The sequence below is a fragment of the Pseudomonas iranensis genome, from assembly GCF_014268585.2.
Taxonomy (GTDB): domain Bacteria; phylum Pseudomonadota; class Gammaproteobacteria; order Pseudomonadales; family Pseudomonadaceae; genus Aquipseudomonas; species Aquipseudomonas iranensis.
The window spans coordinates 1,899,019-1,916,191 of record NZ_CP077092.1 but is presented as its reverse complement, the minus strand read 5'-3'; the positions used below and the strand labels follow the sequence as shown (position 1 = coordinate 1,916,191).

The following is a 17,173-nucleotide window of genomic DNA, read 5'->3' as shown; positions in this document are numbered from 1 at the left end:
AAACCCAAAAAACCCGAATTCCGAAACTCTAGAATCCAAGGCTGGATAACAAATCGTCCACATCGTCCTGACCGGACACAACGTCTTCTCGTTTATCGGCATGAATCTGCGGACCTTCACCCTGCGAGAGATGTTTTTGTGGATCTTTTTCAGCAAGCATTGCGGCGCGGTCATGTTCGATGCCCGCAAAGCGGTCGACCTGACTGGCCATGAGCACGAGTTTGAGCAGATTGCTTTCGACTTCGGTGACCAGTTGGGTCACACGCTTGATCACTTGACCTGTGAGGTCCTGGTAATCCTGAGCCAGCAGGATGTCGTTGAGGTTGCTCGACACCGCACGGTTGTCCGTGCTGCTGCGTGACAGAAAACCGTCGACCCGGCGCGCCAGTTCACGGAACTCTTCAGCCCCGACCTCGCGACGCATGAAGCGACCCCAATCAGCACTCAACGTCTGCGCTTCATCAGCGAGACTGTTGACCACCGGCGTGGCGCTTTCCACCAGATCCATGGTGCGGTTGGCCGCGGCTTCCGTCAGCTTGACCACATAGCCCAGGCGCTCGGTGGCGTCGGTGATTTGCGACACTTCCTCGGCCTGCGGCATGTGCGGATCAATCTGGAAATTGACGATCGCACTGTGCAGTTCACGTGTGAGCTTGCCCACTTCCTGATACAGGCCGCGGTCACGGGTCTGATTGAGCTCATGGATCAGTTGCACCGCGTCGCCGAACTTGCCTTTTTCAAGGCTCTCGACCAGTTCGACCGCGTGTTTTTTCAGGGTCGATTCGAAATCGCCCTGTGATGATTCGTTATGCTCCATAGCTCCCCCGCGCATTCATCAGCCGATGCGTTCGAAAATCTTCTCGATTTTGTCTTTCAACGCTTGAGCCGTGAAAGGTTTGACCACGTAACCGTTCACACCGGCCTGAGCGGCCTCGATGATCTGCTCGCGCTTGGCTTCAGCAGTCACCATCAACACCGGGAGGTGCTTGAGTTTTTCATCGGCGCGCACGTGACGCAGCAGGTCGATACCGGTCATGCCCGGCATGTTCCAGTCCGTTACCAGAAAGTCGATGCTGCCGCTGTTGAGCACCGGAATGGCGGTTACGCCATCGTCGGCCTCGACGGTGTTGGTGAACCCAAGATCGCGCAGCAGGTTCTTGATGATCCGCCGCATCGTTGAGAAGTCATCAACGATGAGGATTTTCATGTCTTTGTTCAATTCGACCTCCAAGCAGTCTTAAACGCGCCCAGCACCTGGACGCGCCACTTCAATCAATCGGCATAGCACTCGAAGTTTGTCTGGAGCACAACGGATCGAGACCGGCGCCGTTCATCACCGCACCAGCCTCGTTTCGCAGTGTCCCCACACTGCCTTCAGCGCGCTCGCCACTCCCCCAAACGCCCCCGCAGACGGGCCGCGCACTGGCTGTGTAACTGGCTGACCCGCGATTCACTGACGCCAAGGACTTCACCGATTTCCTTGAGGTTCAGCTCTTCGTCGTAGTACAGCGCCAACACCAGTCGCTCACGCTCCGGCAAATTGGCAATCGCGTCCGCCAGCGCCGCCTGGAAGCGTTCATCTTCCAGATCGCGTGACGGCTCCATATGAGCACTCGCGCCATCCTCGTGCAGCCCTTCGTGTTCGCCGTCCTGCAACAGGTCGTCGAAACTGAACAGGCGACTGCCCAAGGTGTCATTCAGAATCCCGTAGTAATCGTCGAGACTCAATTGGAGTTCGGCCGCAACCTCGTGATCTTTAGCGTCACGGCCGGTTTTAGCTTCAATCGAGCGAATCGCGTCGCTGACCATCCTGGTATTACGGTGAACCGAGCGTGGCGCCCAATCCCCTTTGCGCACTTCATCGAGCATCGCGCCGCGGATTCGAATGCCCGCGTACGTTTCGAAACTGGCGCCTTTGCTGGCGTCGTATTTGGTCGAGACTTCCAGCAAACCGATCATCCCGGCCTGGATCAGGTCTTCGACCTGCACGCTGGCCGGCAGGCGCGCCAGCAAGTGATAGGCAATGCGCTTGACCAGTGGCGCGTAGCGCTCGATCAATTCGTATTGCGCGTCACGCGCCGACTTTTTGTAAAGATTCATGCCACTGGCGGTCATATCACAGGCCCTGCGGTTTGCTGCACGAGACGCTCGACGAAAAATTCCAGATGCCCGCGCGGGTTGGCCGGCAGCGGCCAGGTGTCGACCTTCTGGGCGATGGCCTTGAAGGCCAGCGCGCACTTGGAACGGGGAAAGGCTTCGTAGACGGCGCGCTGCTTCTGCACCGCTTTGCGCACGCTTTCGTCGTACGGCACGGCGCCGACGTATTGTAGGGCGACGTCAAGGAAGCGATCCGTGACCTTGGTCAACTTGGCGAACAGGTTGCGCCCTTCCTGCGGGCTCTGCGCCATGTTGGCCAGCACGCGGAAGCGGTTCATGCCGTAGTCGCGGTTGAGCAACTTGATCAGCGCGTAAGCGTCGGTGATCGAAGTCGGCTCGTCGCAGACCACCAGCAACACTTCCTGGGCGGCACGAACGAAACTGACTACCGAGTCACCAATACCCGCAGCGGTGTCGATCACCAGCACGTCGAGATTGTCGCCGATGTCGCTGAACGCCTGGATCAGGCCGGCGTGCTGCGCCGGGCTCAGGTGCACCATGCTCTGCGTGCCGGAGGCCGCCGGCACGATGCGAATCCCGCCCGGGCCCTGCAACAGCACGTCGCGCAGTTCGCAACGGCCTTCGATGACGTCGGCCAGTGTGCGCTTGGGTGTCAGCCCCAGCAGAACGTCGACGTTCGCCAGGCCCAGGTCGGCGTCCAGCAGCATGACCCGACGGCCAAGCTCTGCCAGCGCCAGCGACAAGTTCACTGACACGTTAGTCTTGCCGACGCCACCTTTGCCGCCGGTCACCGCGATCACCTGTACGGGATGCATGCTGCCCATGTTATTTCTTTACCTTGTCTTGCATAGACGGAGGCCACATTACTGGCTGCGCGTTCCTGATCGGAACAATGCGTGGCAGACCATCGATGTAGGTACAAAAACTGTTCATGATTACCTCAGCCAACCTGCTTGGTCGGGCTGTGATAGATATCAGCGAACATGTCAGCCATGGCTTCTTCGCTGGGTTCTTCCTGCATTTGCACGCTGACGGCGCGGCTGACCAGTTGATGACGGCGCGGCAGATGCAGATCATCCGGAATCCGTGGGCCATCGGTCAGATACGCGACCGGCAATTCATGACTGATCGCCAGGCTCAACACTTCGCCGAGACTGGCCGTTTCATCCAGTTTAGTCAGGATGCAGCCGGCCAGCCCGCAACGCTTGTAACTGTGATAAGCGGCGGTTAGAACCTGTTTCTGGCTGGTGGTTGCCAGGACCAGATAATTTTTTGAGCGAATGCCACGCCCGGCCAGGCTCTCAAGCTGCATGCGCAACGCCGGATCACTGGCTTGCAGGCCGGCAGTATCGATCAAAACCACGCGCTTGCGTAGCAGTGGATCCAATGCCTGCACCAGCGACTGACCCGGATCGACGTGCGTTACCGGCACGTTAAGAATGCGCCCGAGGGTTTTCAATTGTTCCTGCGCGCCGATGCGGAAGCTGTCCATGCTCACCAGTGCGACGTTCTGCGCGCCGTACTTGAGCACGTAACGCGCGGCGAGCTTGGCCAGCGTGGTGGTCTTGCCCATGCCGGCGGGGCCGACCATGGCAATCACACCGCCCTCTTCCAGCGGCTCGACTTCCGGTACGGCAATCATCCGCGCCAGGTGCGCGAGCAGCATGCGCCAGGCCTGACGGGGTTCTTCGATATCGGTGATCATCGCCAGCAGATCGCGCGACAGCGGGCCGGACAGGCCGATGCGCTGCAGACGGCGATACAGATTGGCCTGGGCCGGACGGCTGCCTTGCAACTGATTCCAGGCCAGGGTGCCGAGCTGCACTTCCATCAGCTCGCGCAGGCTGTTCAATTCAAAACGCATCGAATCCAGCGCACGCGGATCGACACCCGCCGAGGCCTGCGCAGGCGCTGCGGCCGGGCGCGTCGGTGCGGCGTAGGTCGGCTCGCTCAGCGGTTCGGCAGCAGTCAGCGGCAGGCCTGCGGTCAACGGCAGCCCGGCGAACAACTGCTGATTGGTGTTGCCGTCGGCTTCGCCACGCAGGCTCAGCTCGGCCTGGGCGGTGACGATGCGCGACTGGGTCTTGCGCAGCTCGTCTTCGAGTTCCATGTTCGGAACCCGTGGCGCCAGCGCCGACAGTTTGTAATCCAGAGCCGCCGTCAACTCGACGCCGCCGGCAATGCGGCGGTTGCCGATGATGGCGGCATCAGCGCCCAGCTCATCGCGAACCAGCTTCATGGCCTGACGCATATCGGCGGCGAAAAAACGCTTAACTTGCATAAACCACTACCTCAGCCGTTGGGCCCTACTGTCGCAACGATGGTCACTTGCTTGTTGTCCGGTACTTCCTGGTAGGCCAGCACATGCAGGCCTGGCACTGCGAGGCGGCCGAAGCGCGAGAGCATCGCGCGAATCGGGCCTGCCACCAGCAGGATCACCGGTTGGCCTTGCATTTCCTGACGCTGGGCCGCTTCGATCAACGAACGCTGCAGCTTCTCGGCCATGCTCGGCTCCAGCAGAACGCCCTCTTCCGAGCCTTGTCCTGCCTTCTGCAGACTATTGAGCAATATCTGTTCCAACCTTGGTTCCAATGTGATTACAGGCAGCTCGGACTCAGTGCCTACAATGCTTTGGACGATTGCACGGGATACGCCGACCCGCACAGCGGCGACCAGCGCGGCGGTATCTTGACTCTTGGCAGCGTTGTTCGCGATCGCCTCGGCAATGCTGCGAATGTCGCGCACCGGCACGTGCTCGGCGAGCAGCGCTTGCAGGACCTTGAGCAACTGCGACAGCGAAACCACGCCCGGCACCAGCTCTTCCGCCAGTTTCGGCGAGCTCTTGGCCAGCAATTGCATGAGTTGCTGCACTTCCTCGTGGCCGATCAGCTCACTGGAGTGCTTGTACAGAATCTGGTTCAAGTGCGTGGCGACCACGGTGCTCGCATCGACCACGGTGTAGCCGAGCGATTGCGCCTGCGCACGCTGGCTGATTTCGATCCACACCGCCTCCAGGCCAAAAGCCGGATCTTTGGCGTTGATACCGTTGAGCGAACCGTAGACCTGGCCCGGGTTGATCGCCAGTTCGCGATCCGGGTAGATCTCGGCCTCGGCGAGGATCACGCCCATCAGCGTCAGGCGGTAAGCGCTCGGCGCCAGATCGAGGTTGTCGCGGATGTGCACGGTCGGCATCAAAAAGCCCAGATCCTGCGAGAGCTTCTTGCGCACACCCTTGATCCGCGCGAGCAATTGTCCACCCTGATTGCGGTCCACCAGCGGAATCAGGCGATAGCCGACTTCGAGGCCGATCATGTCGATCGGTGTGACGTCGTCCCAGCCCAGCTCTTTGGTTTCCATGGCCCGGGCTGGCGACGGCAGCAGTTCCTGCTGACGCTTGACCTCTTCCAGCGCCACAACCTTGGCGACGTTCTGCTTCTTCCAGAACAGGTATGCGCCGCCCGCAGCCAGCGCCGCCATGCTCAGGAAGGAGAAGTGCGGCATGCCTGGCACCAGGCCCATCACCGCCATCAAACCAGCGGCCACGGCCAGCGCTTTCGGCGAGGCGAACATCTGGCGGTTGATCTGCTTGCCCATGTCTTCCGAGCCGGAAGCACGGGTCACCATGATCGCCGCTGCTGTAGATAACAACAGTGATGGCAATTGCGCCACTAAACCGTCACCGATGGTCAGCAAGGCGTAAACCTTGCCCGCATCGCCGAAGCTCATGCCGTGCTGGAAGATACCAACCGCCATGCCGCCGATAAGGTTGATGAACAGAATCAGCAGGCCGGCGATCGCGTCACCACGGACGAACTTGCTGGCACCGTCCATCGAACCGTAGAACTCCGCCTCCTGGGCGACTTCCTGACGGCGCGACTTGGCTTGATTCTGGTCGATCAGGCCGGCGTTGAGGTCGGCGTCGATCGCCATTTGTTTGCCAGGCATCGCATCGAGGGTGAAACGCGCGCTCACCTCCGAAATCCGCCCGGCACCCTTGGTCACCACGACGAAGTTGATGATCATGAGGATCGCGAAGACCACGATACCGACCACGTAGTTACCGCCGATCACCACCTCACCGAAGGCCTGAATCACCTTACCGGCGGCGGCGTGGCCGTCCTGACCGTGGAGCATCACCACCCGCGTCGAGGCCACGTTCAACGCCAGACGCAGCAGCGTCGCCACCAGCAGAATGGTCGGGAACACCGCGAAATCCAGCGGCCGCAGCGCATACACGCAGACCAGCAGGACGACGATCGACAGAGCGATGTTGAAGGTAAAGAAGACGTCGAGCAGGAACGGCGGTACCGGCAACATCATCATCGCCAGCATGACCAGCAGCAGCAACGGCACGCCCAGATTGCCTCGACTGAGGTCGGCAACGTTGGTGCGTGCTGTATTGAATAACTGAGTGCGATCCACCGGTTTTCCCCGTTCCTTTAAAGCAAACTTTTGACGCCCCGAACGGACGCAGGGCGGCTATTGCAAGAAGCTTTCCAACTTTTGCCGGGGAATGAAATAGAGCGGTTTTACTTGGGATTGTCGGCTGATTGGGCTGGCCCCTTCGCGAGCAGGCTCGCTCCCACAGTTTGAATGCATTCCCAATCGGACATTTGGAATACGGCCCCTGTGGGAGCGAGCCTGCACGCGAAGAGGCCTTCGAATACGGCGCATTTTTTTCGATTTAAACGAAGCCGTTTAAAAGACACCTGCAGACACGGTCTCAAGGCTACAAATCCTTGCGCCATTGCCTACAGCCAAGCCAGAATCCGCCGGCTTGTGCACCTGGGGCCCGGGTTCTATTGTGGTCCGGTCGCTGACGAATCAGCGATCGGGTTTAGCGACTCGAACTCATGTCAAAGGTGCATCAGCGTTCCAGGCTTCGTTGCGGATCTGTATGTTCGCGATTTCGTCATGGTGGCTGTATGCGGGAGACCTTCGGGTCTGCCGGGTGCCTTTGACCGGTTCGCTAACCCGCGTACAGCCGCCACCCGTCCTGTTTAGCGACAGGTTGTAGCGGCTCCACTTCAAAGGAGCTTCACCATGATCAAACCAACACCCAACCCACCCGAATCCGACCCCACCTCCCCCTACGAATCCCTCGATTCAAAAAAACTCCACCAAGCCGCCGACCGCGCCCTCGACCACTACCTCTGCCCGCCCGGCTCCACCCCACCGCCGTTCAGCCCCCGCGCCATGTACGCCGTCACCGCCGACACAAAAAACGAAGACCTGCTGGCCAACGCCTGCGAAACCCTCGCCTCGGCCAAAACCATCGCCCAGGAATTCGCCGGACTGGTGAAACCATCCCAGCGCCGAACGCTGATGGGCATCGCGCAACTGTTCATGCTCGGGGAATTGGCGGTGAATCGGGTGCTGGATAATCTGGAGTTGCCGCAGTAGGTCGGCCCAATGATCGTTCCCACGCTCCCGCGTGGGAATGCAGCCCGGGACGCTCCGCGCCCCATCCAGAGCCGAGCGCTGAATCTTCCTGGATACATGCCTTTGCCGCGCGTGGGAACGATCCAGACTAAATTTTCATCACTGAAATCAAACCTCTATCAGCGGCGCCGACATAAAGGCGGCTACCATCCAAGCTGGCGACGATCGTATGAGGTTTGAATTGCAAAGGAATACTCCTGACGTCACTCGTCGCCGTATCGATCACTGAGAGCGTTTGACTGATCTGGTTGGTGACGAAAAAGACATTGCCATCCGGCTTAAAAACGATGTGGCTCGGCCACTCTCCCACTTCAATGGTGTTCTCTACTTTCTTTGTCGCCGTATTGATCACCGAGACAATGTCGCCATAACGCCGACACAGACCCAAGCGCCGTCGGGGCTGAAGGCCATACCGTTCGGACTGTCTCCAACCTCGATATTCGCCTCGACTCGATTCGTCGCTGTGTCGATTACAGAAACCGTTTCGGCTCTCAGGTTGCCAACGTAAACCCATTTGCCATCCGGGCTGCGGACCACCTTTTCCGCGTTCGTGCCGGTCGGGATCGTCGTCAGGGTCCGCCCCGTAGCGGTTTCAATAACGGAAACCGTGTCGCTTGAATAATTGCCGACATAAATCAGGGTTCCGTCCAGGCTGACAGCAACCCCTCTCGACTCGGTCACAGTGGCGAAACTTCTCAAGACCCGGTGCGTCGCCGTATCAATCACCGAGACAGTTGGTCGATCAAAGCTGACGACATAAGCACGGGTACCGTCAGTGCTGATAGCTATCTCAGCCGGGTTAAAACCGAGCGGGATATCCGCCAGAGTTTCATTTGTAGCCGTATCAATCACCGAAAACGTTTGGAGACCATAGCTTATACAATCGGGTACCGTCCGGGCTGATCTCCATTGCTCTGTGAGAACCTTAGAGGGGGATATCAGCGATCTGTGCCAACCCAGTAACCGTCACATCTGCCTTGGCGGTCTTATCACCACTGGAAGCGATCAAGGTGTAGGGACCGGGCACAGGCGCGCCTGTGATGCCGCCGACGCGAAGAATGCCGTCATCGTCGGTGATAAAGTCGCGCTTGCCACTGAGACCATTGGCGTATTTGAAGCCGTCCGGAATCGTCAGACTGACATGAGCATCGACAACTGGCGTATTGCTGCCGGAAGTCACGAGCAATGCAATATGCTTGAGCGGCCCACCCGGCGCAGCGGTATAGGGCCCATTGATGAACGTCGGCTCACCATACCTTTTTGAAGTGATCGTATAGGTGCGCTTTGGAAAGAGCACCGGAGTACCTGCGTTACAGGTATCCGGGGAACTCGAGGTCTGATTAGCCATGGGAGAGCGTCCTGTTCAGCATGAGTGTGGTACAGGCATTTACACTCCCGAACCGGAGATTTGTCTACTGTCAGAAATTACAGGTAGGCAGTTAAATCCGACGAATGGTAGCCCTCCACGCATCCAAAAATTCGTCTGACCGACCGATGCTCTGGGATCGGTTCAATCTTCCGAACGATTCCATGCGCTACACACCCCCGCCCCTGGCTTCGGCGTAATTATCGGACTGCCGCTCAAATAGCCACTCGTCGGAAACACGCCCCTACCTGTCAGGTTTGACAGGTGACTAAAAGACTTTTCTGGAACTACATATCTGCAAGCCAACCCGCAACGTAGCTTGGAGATTCATCATGGAATGCAAGCGTGAACCTAAAACCGTCCGGCTGTCCCCGCCCTATGCGCCTGAGATGATTGATTTGCAACCCGCCAATGAGAACTATCATGGCGGCGTATCCATTGCAGACGGAAAGGATGAGGCAGGATTCGAAATGATCATGCTTGCCTATCTCACTCAGCAAAAAAGCGATGGGGTCAGGCTTTATCTCAATGATGAGCTGGTAGCTAACACGACTATCAAAGAGGGAGAAGAAGCAGAAGACACATCGTTATTTATTCCGGCCGGACGTTTTCATTCACCTCTCAACAAGGTTCGCTTTGGTATCAAGCGCATCTCCCAGGATGAGGTGCCTACCCCGGAACTGAAGCTGCTCTACCATAGCCTTCCGCCCGGTGGCACGCCGCCGGTGCTGACACTCAAGGCCAGCCATACCAGTGTCGGTCCCGACGAAGCGGACAAGTTTTTTTTGACCGTTAGCTATAACAGAGTTAATTGGTACGACCGAATCCATGTGGACTGCGAAGGCTACCTTTTCAGGCATCAACTGATGCCTGAGACCACTTCGCCACTCCCACCCGTTCCAGCCAGTATCAATATCCCGATCCCCAGATCAGTGTTTGAACAAGCGGGTGATGCCCCCGCGTTCCGGTTCACTTATTACGTGGTCGATTATCTGACTAACGCCTCGGCTGTTTCGCTGCCATTGACTATCAACGTGCACTTAAAACCTCGGCCATTGCTGCCACAGCCCACCCTGGCGCCACCCGCTGTGAGCCCGATCGATGTCTTGGTTTATCCGAACGGAGTGTGGCTGCAGATCAAAGATTTCACAGCACAGCAAGGCGATAAGGCTCAGTTCGTCCAGTTGAATGCGCCGGTGGGTGCGCCGCCATTTGAGCTGGTGGATTTCGAGGGAGGGGTCGCAGAGATTTTATTGAGCGCCACCTATCTGGCGGCATGGCGTGGGAAGTCGATTGAGTTTCAGTGGAAATTGATTCGCGCTGGAATGCCAGCCGGGGAATCTGCGGTGGTGGAGTTTGACGTTAACAAGATCGCCGATGAGGACTCGCGTTTGCCGACGCCGAACATCGCAGGCAACGTCAGCAAGGAATTGAACGTCCAACAACTACCGGCAGGTGCGCTGATCCTCGCGCAGCAATGGACGTCGTTCAAACCAGGGCAGCCAGTCTGGGTTACCTGTAGCGGCATCGACAAGAATGGCAATCCGGTCAGCACTGACGTGAGGTCAGGAGAGCCCAACGATGCGCCGGATGGGTTGTCGGTGGCGGCCCCGGTGCAGTGGCTGAAAGAACTCAAGGAGGACACTGAACTCACAGTCACGTTGAGAGTAGACCTTGGCTGAGCGACTACTCCGTCGGATTGTGCGCCTTGGCGGTGGCTGCCATTGTCGATCTAAGCAGCCTTACAGCCAAGCCATGTTTCAGGCATAAAAAACCGCCGCACCGCGCAACCGGGACGGCGTTTTTTAACGCAGGTTATTGCGCGGTCAGGATCTGATCGGGCGCAATATTGCCGAAGCCGAGCCGATTGCGGTCAATGTAGAGTGTTCCCCGAAAAAGCTGCTCACCTTCGACTTCAACGAAGTCCTCATTCATGTACATCAACACAACCTTCGTCACTGGCGCAGTGACTCCCGGAGCCGCCAGATCACTTTGCAGTAGATTGAGCTCCCAATGAAACTGAATGACCGGCAACTCCCCGAGTTCGATCTGAGCAGTGTCATCCAGCGATCTGAAGTCTCTGCGTGCAGTCACGCTTAGCTTTTGCCCGTCCTGCACAAACTGCGGTTTGCCATAACGCACCCGCCGTTTAGGACCGGTCGCCCATTGATCGTTGTAATTTTCGGGGGAGGTGAAGAGTGCGAACAACGCCTGATTGCCACCGATATTTTCCCCCTCCCCCAACAGGTTGTAGGAATTGTGGCCAGCCAAACCATCCAGCTCAGGCCTGATCGCGTTGGCGCGGCTGTCGAGATAGTTCGGGATATATTGATTGGCCATCTGCTTGAAATGGGTGAAGTCCAGATTCATCTCGAAAGTGACGGTGTAACCGATGGTCCGCTCCTGTGTATTCTGCTCCAGTCGTCCTGAAACAAATTTCAGCCCCATGCCCTCAAGCTTTCGGTAAATACGCTCTGCCATGATCTTGCTCTCCAGGGTACGGAAAATGTCCGCCCACTATTTCGCTGCTATGGACAGCTCCCCGTCTACTGTCAGAGTTGACAGGTTCAAGGCCTTTCCAGACCAACGGCATTGCCACGCAGAGCGTAGGCACGATCAATACCCCCCCCGCCGCAATGACCACTGCAGGAGCCGACCCGCATATGTGCAGGCATAAACAACCGCTGCCCCGTTAAATCGGGGCGGCGGGTTCTTCGTTTTCGGCTGTGTACGCGATGAGACGATCAGGTGCTCAATACCCAACGGCTGCAAACAACGTCAGGAATCCCGACGCAAATCCGGCGGAATCGGCAAATCATCCTTCAACGGATCCGGCCGCTTGCCCTTGCCCGCCTGGTGTTGGCGGATCTGGTAGACGTAGGCCAATACCTGCGCCACTGCCAGATACAGCCCGCCAGGAATTTCCTGCTCAAGCTCAGTTGAGTAATAGATCGAGCGCGCCAACGCGGGCGACTCAAGCAGCATGACGTTATTGGCCACGGCGATTTCGCGGATTTTCAGGGCGATGAAGTCGCTGCCCTTGGCCAGCAGCACCGGGGCGCCGCCCTTTTCCGAGTCGTATTTGAGCGCGACGGCGTAGTGGGTCGGGTTGGTGATGACCACGTCGGCTTCGGGAATCGCTGCCATCATGCGCCGCTGGGACATTTCGCGTTGAGTCTGACGGATGCGTTGTTTGACCTCCGGGCGGCCTTCCTGGTCCTTGTGCTCGTCGCGCACTTCCTGCTTGGTCATCAGCAGTTTCTTGTGCGCTTCCCAGAGCTGCACCGGTACGTCGACAGCGGCGATGATGATCAGGCCGCAGGCCAGCCACAGCGTGCTCCAGCCCACCAGCAGGACGCTGTGAATGATCGCCATGTCCAGTGGTTCGTGGGCGATGCGCAGAAGATCATCGACGTCGGCGGACAGCACCAACAGTGCCACACCCAGAGTAATCAAAAACTTCGCCAGGGCCTTGAGCAGTTCGACCACAGCCTTGAACGAGAACATGCGTTTGAGGCCGGCGGCCGGGTTCATCCGGCTGAATTTGGGCGCCAGCGACTTTGCGGCGAACAGCCAGCCACCCAGGGAAATCGGCCCGATGATGGCGGCGAGCAACAGGGTGATCATCACCGGCTGAATCGCCAGCAAGGCGATCAGGCCCGACTCCAGCAAGAACCGGCCCATCGCGCCTTGGTCCATCACCACTTCGCGGGACAGGGTGAAGTTCAGGCGCATCACGTCCATCATTTCTTGCGCGAGCATGCCGCCGAAGATCAGCAGCGCAGAGGCACCGGCCATCATCACGGCCAGAGTGTTGAGCTCTTTGGAGCGGGCAATCTCACCCTTCTCACGGGAGTCCTTTTTGCGTTTCTCCGTGGGGTCTTCTGTCTTGTCCTGACCGCTCTCGCTCTCTGCCATGACTCAGCGCGCCCGTGCCAGTTCGCGTAGCAACTGCAAGGCCTCGCTGGCCAGCGGTTGATACTGGTTGAGAATGTCCGCAAGGCCGACCCAGACGATGAACAGGCCGAGCACCAGGGTCAGCGGAAAACCGATCGAGAAGATGTTCAGTTGCGGCGCGGCGCGGGTCATCACGCCGAACGCGATATTGACCACCAACAGTGCGGTGACGGCCGGCAACACCAGCAGCAATGCGGCGCCGAGTACCCAGCCGAGTTTGCCGGCCAGTTCCCAGTAATGCGCAACCATCAGACCGCCGCCGACCGGCAGCGTGGTGAAACTTTCAGTGAGGACTTCGAACACCACCAGATGGCCGTTCATCGACAGGAACAGCAACGTCACCAGCATGGTGAAGAACTGCCCGATCACCGCCACCGAAACGCCGTTGGTAGGGTCGATCATCGAGGCGAAGCCCATACCCATCTGCACCGCGACAATCTGCCCGGCGACGGCGAAAGCCTGGAAGAACAGTTGCAGGGAAAAGCCGAGCACGGCGCCGACCAGAATCTGCTCGCCGATCAGCAGCAGGCCGCTGAGATCCAGCGGGCTGACGGCCGGCATCGGCGGCAGCGCCGGGGTGATGACCACGGTGATCGCCACGGCGAAATACAGGCGCACGCGCCGCGGAATCAGGGTGGTGCCGAACACCGGCATGACCATCAGCATCGACGCCACGCGAAACAGCGGCAACATGAATGACGCCACCCAGGTGCTGATCTGGGTGTCGGTCAGCTGAAGCAGCGACTGCATGGCTTAGCCGATGACCATCGGAATGTTTTTGTACAGCTGGATGATGTACTCCATGAACGTCTGCACGATCCACGGACCGCCGATGATCAGGGTCACCAGCATCACCAGCAAACGCGGCAGGAAGCTCAGGGTCTGTTCGTTGATCTGCGTGGCGGCCTGGAACATCGACACCAGCAGGCCGACCAAAAGGCTCGGCACCACCAGGATGGCGACCATCATGGTGGTCAGCCACAGGGCTTCACGAAAAATATCGACCGCGACTTCCGGCGTCATGGCGAAACACCTCCAAAACTGCTGGCCAGAGTACCGATGATCAGCGCCCAGCCATCGACCAGCACGAACAGCATGATCTTGAACGGCAGCGAGATAATCAGCGGCGAGAGCATCATCATACCCATGGCCATCAGCACGCTCGCGACAACGAGGTCGATGATCAGGAACGGAATGAAGATCATGAAGCCGATCTGGAAGGCGGTTTTAAGCTCGGAGGTCACGAACGCCGGTACCAGAATGGTCAGCGGCGCCTGATCCGGGCTGGCGATGTCGGTGCGCTTGGACAGGCGCATGAACAGCTCCAGATCGCTGGTGCGGGTCTGCGCGAGCATGAAGTCCTTGATCGGCACCTGAGCCTTTTCCACCGCCTGCTGGGCGGTTAGGGTTTCCGCCAGATACGGTTGCAGCGCGTCGTTGTTCACCCGGTCGAACACCGGCGCCATGATGAACAGCGTCAGGAACAGCGCCATGCCGGTGAGGATCTGGTTCGACGGCGTCTGTTGCAGGCCGAGGGCCTGACGCAGGATCGAGAAGACGATGATGATCCGCGTGAAGCTGGTCATCAGGATGACCGCCGCTGGAATAAAGCTCAGCGCGGTCATGATCAGCAGGATCTGCAGACTGACCGAATATTCCTGCGCGCCGTCGGCATTGGTGCCCAGCGTGATCGCCGGGATCGACAACGGATCGGCGGCGAACGCCAGCGGCGCGGCCAGCAACAGGAGCAGCGTCAAGACGATGCGGAGCGCACCCATTACTTCGTATCCTTTTGGTCCTTGCCAAGAATCTTCAGCAGATGCTGAGCAAATTCCGGCGTCGCTTTTTCGCTGGCAGTGGGGACTTCGACCGGCTCTTTGAGCACGTGCAGCGCGGTGATGGTGCCGGGGCTGAGGCCGAGCAGAATCTGCTCATTGCCGACCTGCACCAGCATCAAGCGGTCACGCGGGCCGAGCGCGCGGGAACCGATCAACTCGATCACCTGGCCCTTGCCCGCCGGCCCCGCCTGTTGCACGCGGCGCAGCAGCCAGGCGAGGAAGAAGATCAAGCCCAGCACCAGCAGCAAACCGAACACCAGTTGCGTCAACTGACCGGCCACGCCGCTGTTGACCATCGGCGCGGTGGCGGCAGGGGCAGCGGTGGTTGCGCTCGGCTCGGCAGCCAGCACGCCCAACGGCCATGCCAGCAGCACCCAGAGAAACCTTTTCACTCAGCGCAGCTTCTTGATGCGTTCGCTTGGGCTGATCACGTCAGTCAGGCGGATGCCGAACTTCTCGTTGACCACCACTACTTCGCCGTGCGCGATCAGGGTGCCGTTGACCAGCACGTCGAGCGGCTCACCGGCCAGACGATCAAGCTCGATCACCGAACCCTGGTTGAGTTGCAGCAGGTTGCGGATGTTGATGTCGGTGCTGCCGACTTCCATGGAAATCGACACCGGGATGTCGAGGATCACGTCCAGGTTCGGACCGTCGAGGGTCACCGGATCGTTGTTCTTCGGCACGCTGCCGAACTCTTCCATCGGCAGACGGTTGGAGCTGGAAGTGCCTGCGTCGGCAGCCAGCAGTGCATCGATGTCAGCCTGGCCGGCATCACCGGTTTCTTCCAGGGCCGCAGCCCATTCATCGGCCAGAGCCTGGTCGTCCTGCGCGTTCATATCGTCGTTCATCATGTGTCCTCGGCGGGCAACAATTCGGTTAAATACGGGGGTGAAAAGCGCCGTCTCAGCGACGCTCGATCGGCTCGATCACCTGCAACGCGAGGTTGCCTTTGTGCGAGCCCATCTTGACCTTGAAGGCCGGCACGCCGTTGGCGCGCATGATCATGTCTTCCGGCATCTCGACCGGGATCACATCGCCCGGTTGCATGTGCAGGATGTCGCGCAGCTTCAACTGGCGGCGGGCCACGGTGGCACCGATCGGCACGTCGACATCGAGCACGTCCTGGCGCAGGGCGTTGACCCAGCGCTCGTCCTGATCGTCGAGGTCGGACTGGAAACCGGCGTCGAGCATCTCGCGCACCGGCTCGATCATCGAGTACGGCATGGTCACGTGCAGATCGCCGCCACCGCCATCGAGTTCGATGTGGAAGGTGGAGACCACAATCGCTTCGCTCGGGCCGACGATGTTGGCCATGGCCGGGTTCACTTCCGAGTTGATGTACTCGAAATTGACTTCCATGATCGCCTGCCAGGCTTCCTTCAGATCGACGAAAGCCTGCTCGAGCACCATGCGCACTACGCGCAGTTCGGTCGGGGTGAACTCACGCCCTTCGATCTTGGCGTGACGGCCGTCACCACCGAAAAAGTTGTCCACCAGCTTGAACACCAGTTTGGCGTCGAGGATGAACAGCGCGGTGCCGCGCAGCGGTTTGATCTTGACCAGGTTGAGGCTGGTCGGCACGTACAGCGAGTGCACGTATTCGCCGAACTTCATCACCTGCACGCCACCGACAGCCACGTCCGCCGAGCGGCGCAGCATGTTGAACATGCTGATGCGGGTGTAGCGGGCAAAGCGCTCGTTGATCATTTCCAGCGTCGGCATGCGTCCACGGACGATGCGATCCTGGCTGGTCAGGTCGTAGCTTTTGACACTGCCGGGTTCGGCAGCATTATCGGTCTGTACCAGACCATCATCGACGCCATGCAGCAGCGCATCGATTTCATCCTGGGACAGCAGATCCTGCACGGCCATGTCGTGTTCCTACTGCAGTACGAAATTAGTGAAAAGCAACTGTTCGATGACCACTTTGCCCAGTTCTTTCTGCGCCACTTCCTGGACGCTGGCGGTGGCCTTCTGGCGCAACATCTCTTGTCCGACCGGTGTCGCCAGGGTGGCGAAATCCTGACCGGAGAAGAGCATCACCAGGTTGTTGCGGATAACCGGCATGTGCACTTTGAGCGCGTCCAGATCGGCCTGATTACGCGCCAGCATGGTGATGCTCACCTGCATGTAGCGCTGACGGCCGTTCTGGTTGTAGTTGGCAACGAAGGCCGGCGCCATCGGCTCGAAAATCGCCGCCTGCTTGCCGACCGGCGCTGCTTCAGCGGCCTCGGCAGGCTTGCTCTGCGCGCCGTGCATGAAGAACCAGGTCGCCCCGACGGATGCACCAATGGCCACCAGCAACGCCAGCACGATCACGATGATCAGCTTGAGTTTGCCTTTGGTTGCGGGGTCTTTTACTGCTGCAGCTTCGCTCTTCGCCATGCCAATAATCCGTCACTAATCGGGGGTTTCACAGTCGCACGGCAAGGCAAGAGCAAGTGTTATG

The 17,173-nt window shown here is 59.0% G+C and carries 20 protein-coding genes; 2 read left to right on the top strand and 18 right to left on the bottom strand.

Annotation, left to right across the window (positions count from 1 at the left end; translation table 11 throughout):
* Positions 1–28: 28 nt before the first annotated feature.
* The 6 genes from HU724_RS08495 to flhA all read right to left on the bottom strand — a co-directional run bounded on the left by HU724_RS08495 (position 29) and on the right by flhA (position 6,540).
* Positions 29–817, bottom strand: a complete 789-nt coding sequence (locus HU724_RS08495; protein ID WP_016771058.1) for a protein phosphatase CheZ — start codon at positions 815–817, stop codon at positions 29–31.
* Between the two features lie 18 nt (positions 818–835).
* The gene (locus tag HU724_RS08490; RefSeq protein ID WP_161986607.1) at positions 836–1,207 is read right to left on the bottom strand and encodes a chemotaxis response regulator CheY; all 372 of its coding nucleotides are present in this window, start codon (positions 1,205–1,207) and stop codon (positions 836–838) included.
* A gap of 167 nt (positions 1,208–1,374) precedes the next feature.
* A complete protein-coding gene (fliA, locus tag HU724_RS08485) occupies positions 1,375–2,115 on the bottom strand; it encodes an RNA polymerase sigma factor FliA (protein WP_016771059.1) in 741 nt (246 codons plus the stop codon).
* On the bottom strand, positions 2,112–2,942 hold the full coding sequence (gene fleN / locus HU724_RS08480) for a flagellar synthesis regulator FleN (RefSeq protein WP_016771060.1): 831 nt from the start codon (positions 2,940–2,942) through the stop codon (positions 2,112–2,114). The genes fliA and fleN overlap by 4 nt, the downstream gene beginning before the upstream one ends.
* Before the next feature lie 116 nt (positions 2,943–3,058).
* Complete coding sequence (gene flhF, locus HU724_RS08475; protein ID WP_024012117.1) at positions 3,059–4,399, bottom strand: flagellar biosynthesis GTPase FlhF; 1,341 nt, start codon at positions 4,397–4,399, stop codon at positions 3,059–3,061.
* Between the two features lie 11 nt (positions 4,400–4,410).
* The gene (gene flhA / locus HU724_RS08470; protein WP_016771062.1) at positions 4,411–6,540 is read right to left on the bottom strand and encodes a flagellar biosynthesis protein FlhA; all 2,130 of its coding nucleotides are present in this window, start codon (positions 6,538–6,540) and stop codon (positions 4,411–4,413) included.
* Positions 6,541–7,161: 621 nt separating this feature from the next.
* Here flhA and HU724_RS08465 point away from each other — a divergent pair.
* Positions 7,162–7,521 (top strand): DUF6124 family protein, encoded by a 360-nt coding sequence (locus HU724_RS08465; RefSeq protein ID WP_186565979.1) that lies wholly within the window; start codon positions 7,162–7,164, stop codon positions 7,519–7,521.
* A 127-nt stretch (positions 7,522–7,648) separates the two neighbouring features.
* Here the strand turns inward: HU724_RS08465 and HU724_RS27735 are convergent, their stop codons facing one another.
* The 3 genes from HU724_RS27735 to HU724_RS08450 all read right to left on the bottom strand — a co-directional run bounded on the left by HU724_RS27735 (position 7,649) and on the right by HU724_RS08450 (position 8,908).
* Positions 7,649–7,912, bottom strand: coding sequence for a YncE family protein (locus HU724_RS27735; protein ID WP_186565981.1), 264 nt, complete (start codon positions 7,910–7,912; stop codon positions 7,649–7,651).
* Positions 7,909–8,412 carry a cytochrome D1 domain-containing protein gene (locus HU724_RS08455; protein ID WP_186565982.1) on the bottom strand — a complete coding sequence of 168 codons (504 nt, stop codon included), beginning with the start codon at positions 8,410–8,412 and terminating at the stop codon, positions 7,909–7,911. The genes HU724_RS27735 and HU724_RS08455 overlap by 4 nt, the downstream gene beginning before the upstream one ends.
* Positions 8,413–8,485: 73 nt before the next feature.
* Positions 8,486–8,908, bottom strand: coding sequence for a hypothetical protein (locus tag HU724_RS08450; protein WP_186565984.1), 423 nt, complete (start codon positions 8,906–8,908; stop codon positions 8,486–8,488).
* Positions 8,909–9,258: 350 nt separating this feature from the next.
* Between HU724_RS08450 and HU724_RS08445 the strand changes: the two genes are divergently transcribed.
* Positions 9,259–10,608, top strand: coding sequence for a hypothetical protein (locus tag HU724_RS08445; protein ID WP_186565986.1), 1,350 nt, complete (start codon positions 9,259–9,261; stop codon positions 10,606–10,608).
* 133 nt (positions 10,609–10,741) lie between these two features.
* Here HU724_RS08445 and HU724_RS08440 read toward each other — a convergent pair whose 3' ends face one another.
* The 9 genes from HU724_RS08440 to fliL form a co-directional block, all read right to left on the bottom strand.
* A complete protein-coding gene (locus tag HU724_RS08440) occupies positions 10,742–11,407 on the bottom strand; it encodes a hypothetical protein (protein WP_186565988.1) in 666 nt (221 codons plus the stop codon).
* A 297-nt stretch (positions 11,408–11,704) separates the two neighbouring features.
* Entirely contained in the window at positions 11,705–12,844 is a 1,140-nt protein-coding gene (flhB, locus tag HU724_RS08435; protein WP_076566597.1) for a flagellar biosynthesis protein FlhB, read from the bottom strand.
* Between the two features lie 3 nt (positions 12,845–12,847).
* On the bottom strand, positions 12,848–13,633 hold the full coding sequence (gene fliR / locus HU724_RS08430) for a flagellar biosynthetic protein FliR (RefSeq protein WP_073472764.1): 786 nt from the start codon (positions 13,631–13,633) through the stop codon (positions 12,848–12,850).
* Positions 13,634–13,636: 3 nt separating this feature from the next.
* Positions 13,637–13,906, bottom strand: a complete 270-nt coding sequence (fliQ, locus tag HU724_RS08425) for a flagellar biosynthesis protein FliQ (RefSeq protein WP_016771067.1) — start codon at positions 13,904–13,906, stop codon at positions 13,637–13,639.
* A complete protein-coding gene (fliP, locus tag HU724_RS08420; protein ID WP_071171446.1) occupies positions 13,903–14,661 on the bottom strand; it encodes a flagellar type III secretion system pore protein FliP in 759 nt (252 codons plus the stop codon). Before fliP ends, fliQ begins: the two co-directional genes overlap by 4 nt.
* Positions 14,661–15,113 (bottom strand): flagellar biosynthetic protein FliO, encoded by a 453-nt coding sequence (gene fliO / locus HU724_RS08415; protein WP_150742468.1) that lies wholly within the window; start codon positions 15,111–15,113, stop codon positions 14,661–14,663. Before fliO ends, fliP begins: the two co-directional genes overlap by 1 nt.
* Positions 15,114–15,572 carry a flagellar motor switch protein FliN gene (gene fliN, locus HU724_RS08410; RefSeq protein WP_016771070.1) on the bottom strand — a complete coding sequence of 153 codons (459 nt, stop codon included), beginning with the start codon at positions 15,570–15,572 and terminating at the stop codon, positions 15,114–15,116.
* 55 nt (positions 15,573–15,627) lie between these two features.
* A complete protein-coding gene (gene fliM, locus HU724_RS08405) occupies positions 15,628–16,596 on the bottom strand; it encodes a flagellar motor switch protein FliM (RefSeq protein WP_003222890.1) in 969 nt (322 codons plus the stop codon).
* A gap of 9 nt (positions 16,597–16,605) precedes the next feature.
* Positions 16,606–17,109: a flagellar basal body-associated protein FliL gene (gene fliL / locus HU724_RS08400; RefSeq protein ID WP_016771071.1), complete on the bottom strand. Its 504-nt coding sequence runs from the start codon at positions 17,107–17,109 to the stop codon at positions 16,606–16,608.
* Positions 17,110–17,173: the final 64 nt, after the last annotated feature.

Bases quoted from the DNA above. Each gene is read 5' to 3' on its own strand.
- HU724_RS08495 (WP_016771058.1), bottom strand. From the start codon at position 817: ATGGAGCATAACGAATCATCACAGGGCGATTTCGAATCGACCCTGAAA.
- HU724_RS08490 (WP_161986607.1), bottom strand. From the start codon at position 1,207: ATGAAAATCCTCATCGTTGATGACTTCTCAACGATGCGGCGGATCATC.
- fliA (WP_016771059.1), bottom strand. From the start codon at position 2,115: ATGACCGCCAGTGGCATGAATCTTTACAAAAAGTCGGCGCGTGACGCG.
- fleN (WP_016771060.1), bottom strand. From the start codon at position 2,942: ATGGGCAGCATGCATCCCGTACAGGTGATCGCGGTGACCGGCGGCAAA.
- flhF (WP_024012117.1), bottom strand. From the start codon at position 4,399: ATGCAAGTTAAGCGTTTTTTCGCCGCCGATATGCGTCAGGCCATGAAG.
- HU724_RS08465 (WP_186565979.1), top strand. From the start codon at position 7,162: ATGATCAAACCAACACCCAACCCACCCGAATCCGACCCCACCTCCCCC.
- HU724_RS08450 (WP_186565984.1), bottom strand. From the start codon at position 8,908: ATGGCTAATCAGACCTCGAGTTCCCCGGATACCTGTAACGCAGGTACT.
- HU724_RS08445 (WP_186565986.1), top strand. From the start codon at position 9,259: ATGGAATGCAAGCGTGAACCTAAAACCGTCCGGCTGTCCCCGCCCTAT.
- HU724_RS08440 (WP_186565988.1), bottom strand. From the start codon at position 11,407: ATGGCAGAGCGTATTTACCGAAAGCTTGAGGGCATGGGGCTGAAATTT.
- flhB (WP_076566597.1), bottom strand. From the start codon at position 12,844: ATGGCAGAGAGCGAGAGCGGTCAGGACAAGACAGAAGACCCCACGGAG.
- fliR (WP_073472764.1), bottom strand. From the start codon at position 13,633: ATGCAGTCGCTGCTTCAGCTGACCGACACCCAGATCAGCACCTGGGTG.
- fliQ (WP_016771067.1), bottom strand. From the start codon at position 13,906: ATGACGCCGGAAGTCGCGGTCGATATTTTTCGTGAAGCCCTGTGGCTG.
- fliP (WP_071171446.1), bottom strand. From the start codon at position 14,661: ATGGGTGCGCTCCGCATCGTCTTGACGCTGCTCCTGTTGCTGGCCGCG.
- fliN (WP_016771070.1), bottom strand. From the start codon at position 15,572: ATGAACGACGATATGAACGCGCAGGACGACCAGGCTCTGGCCGATGAA.
- fliM (WP_003222890.1), bottom strand. From the start codon at position 16,596: ATGGCCGTGCAGGATCTGCTGTCCCAGGATGAAATCGATGCGCTGCTG.
- fliL (WP_016771071.1), bottom strand. From the start codon at position 17,109: ATGGCGAAGAGCGAAGCTGCAGCAGTAAAAGACCCCGCAACCAAAGGC.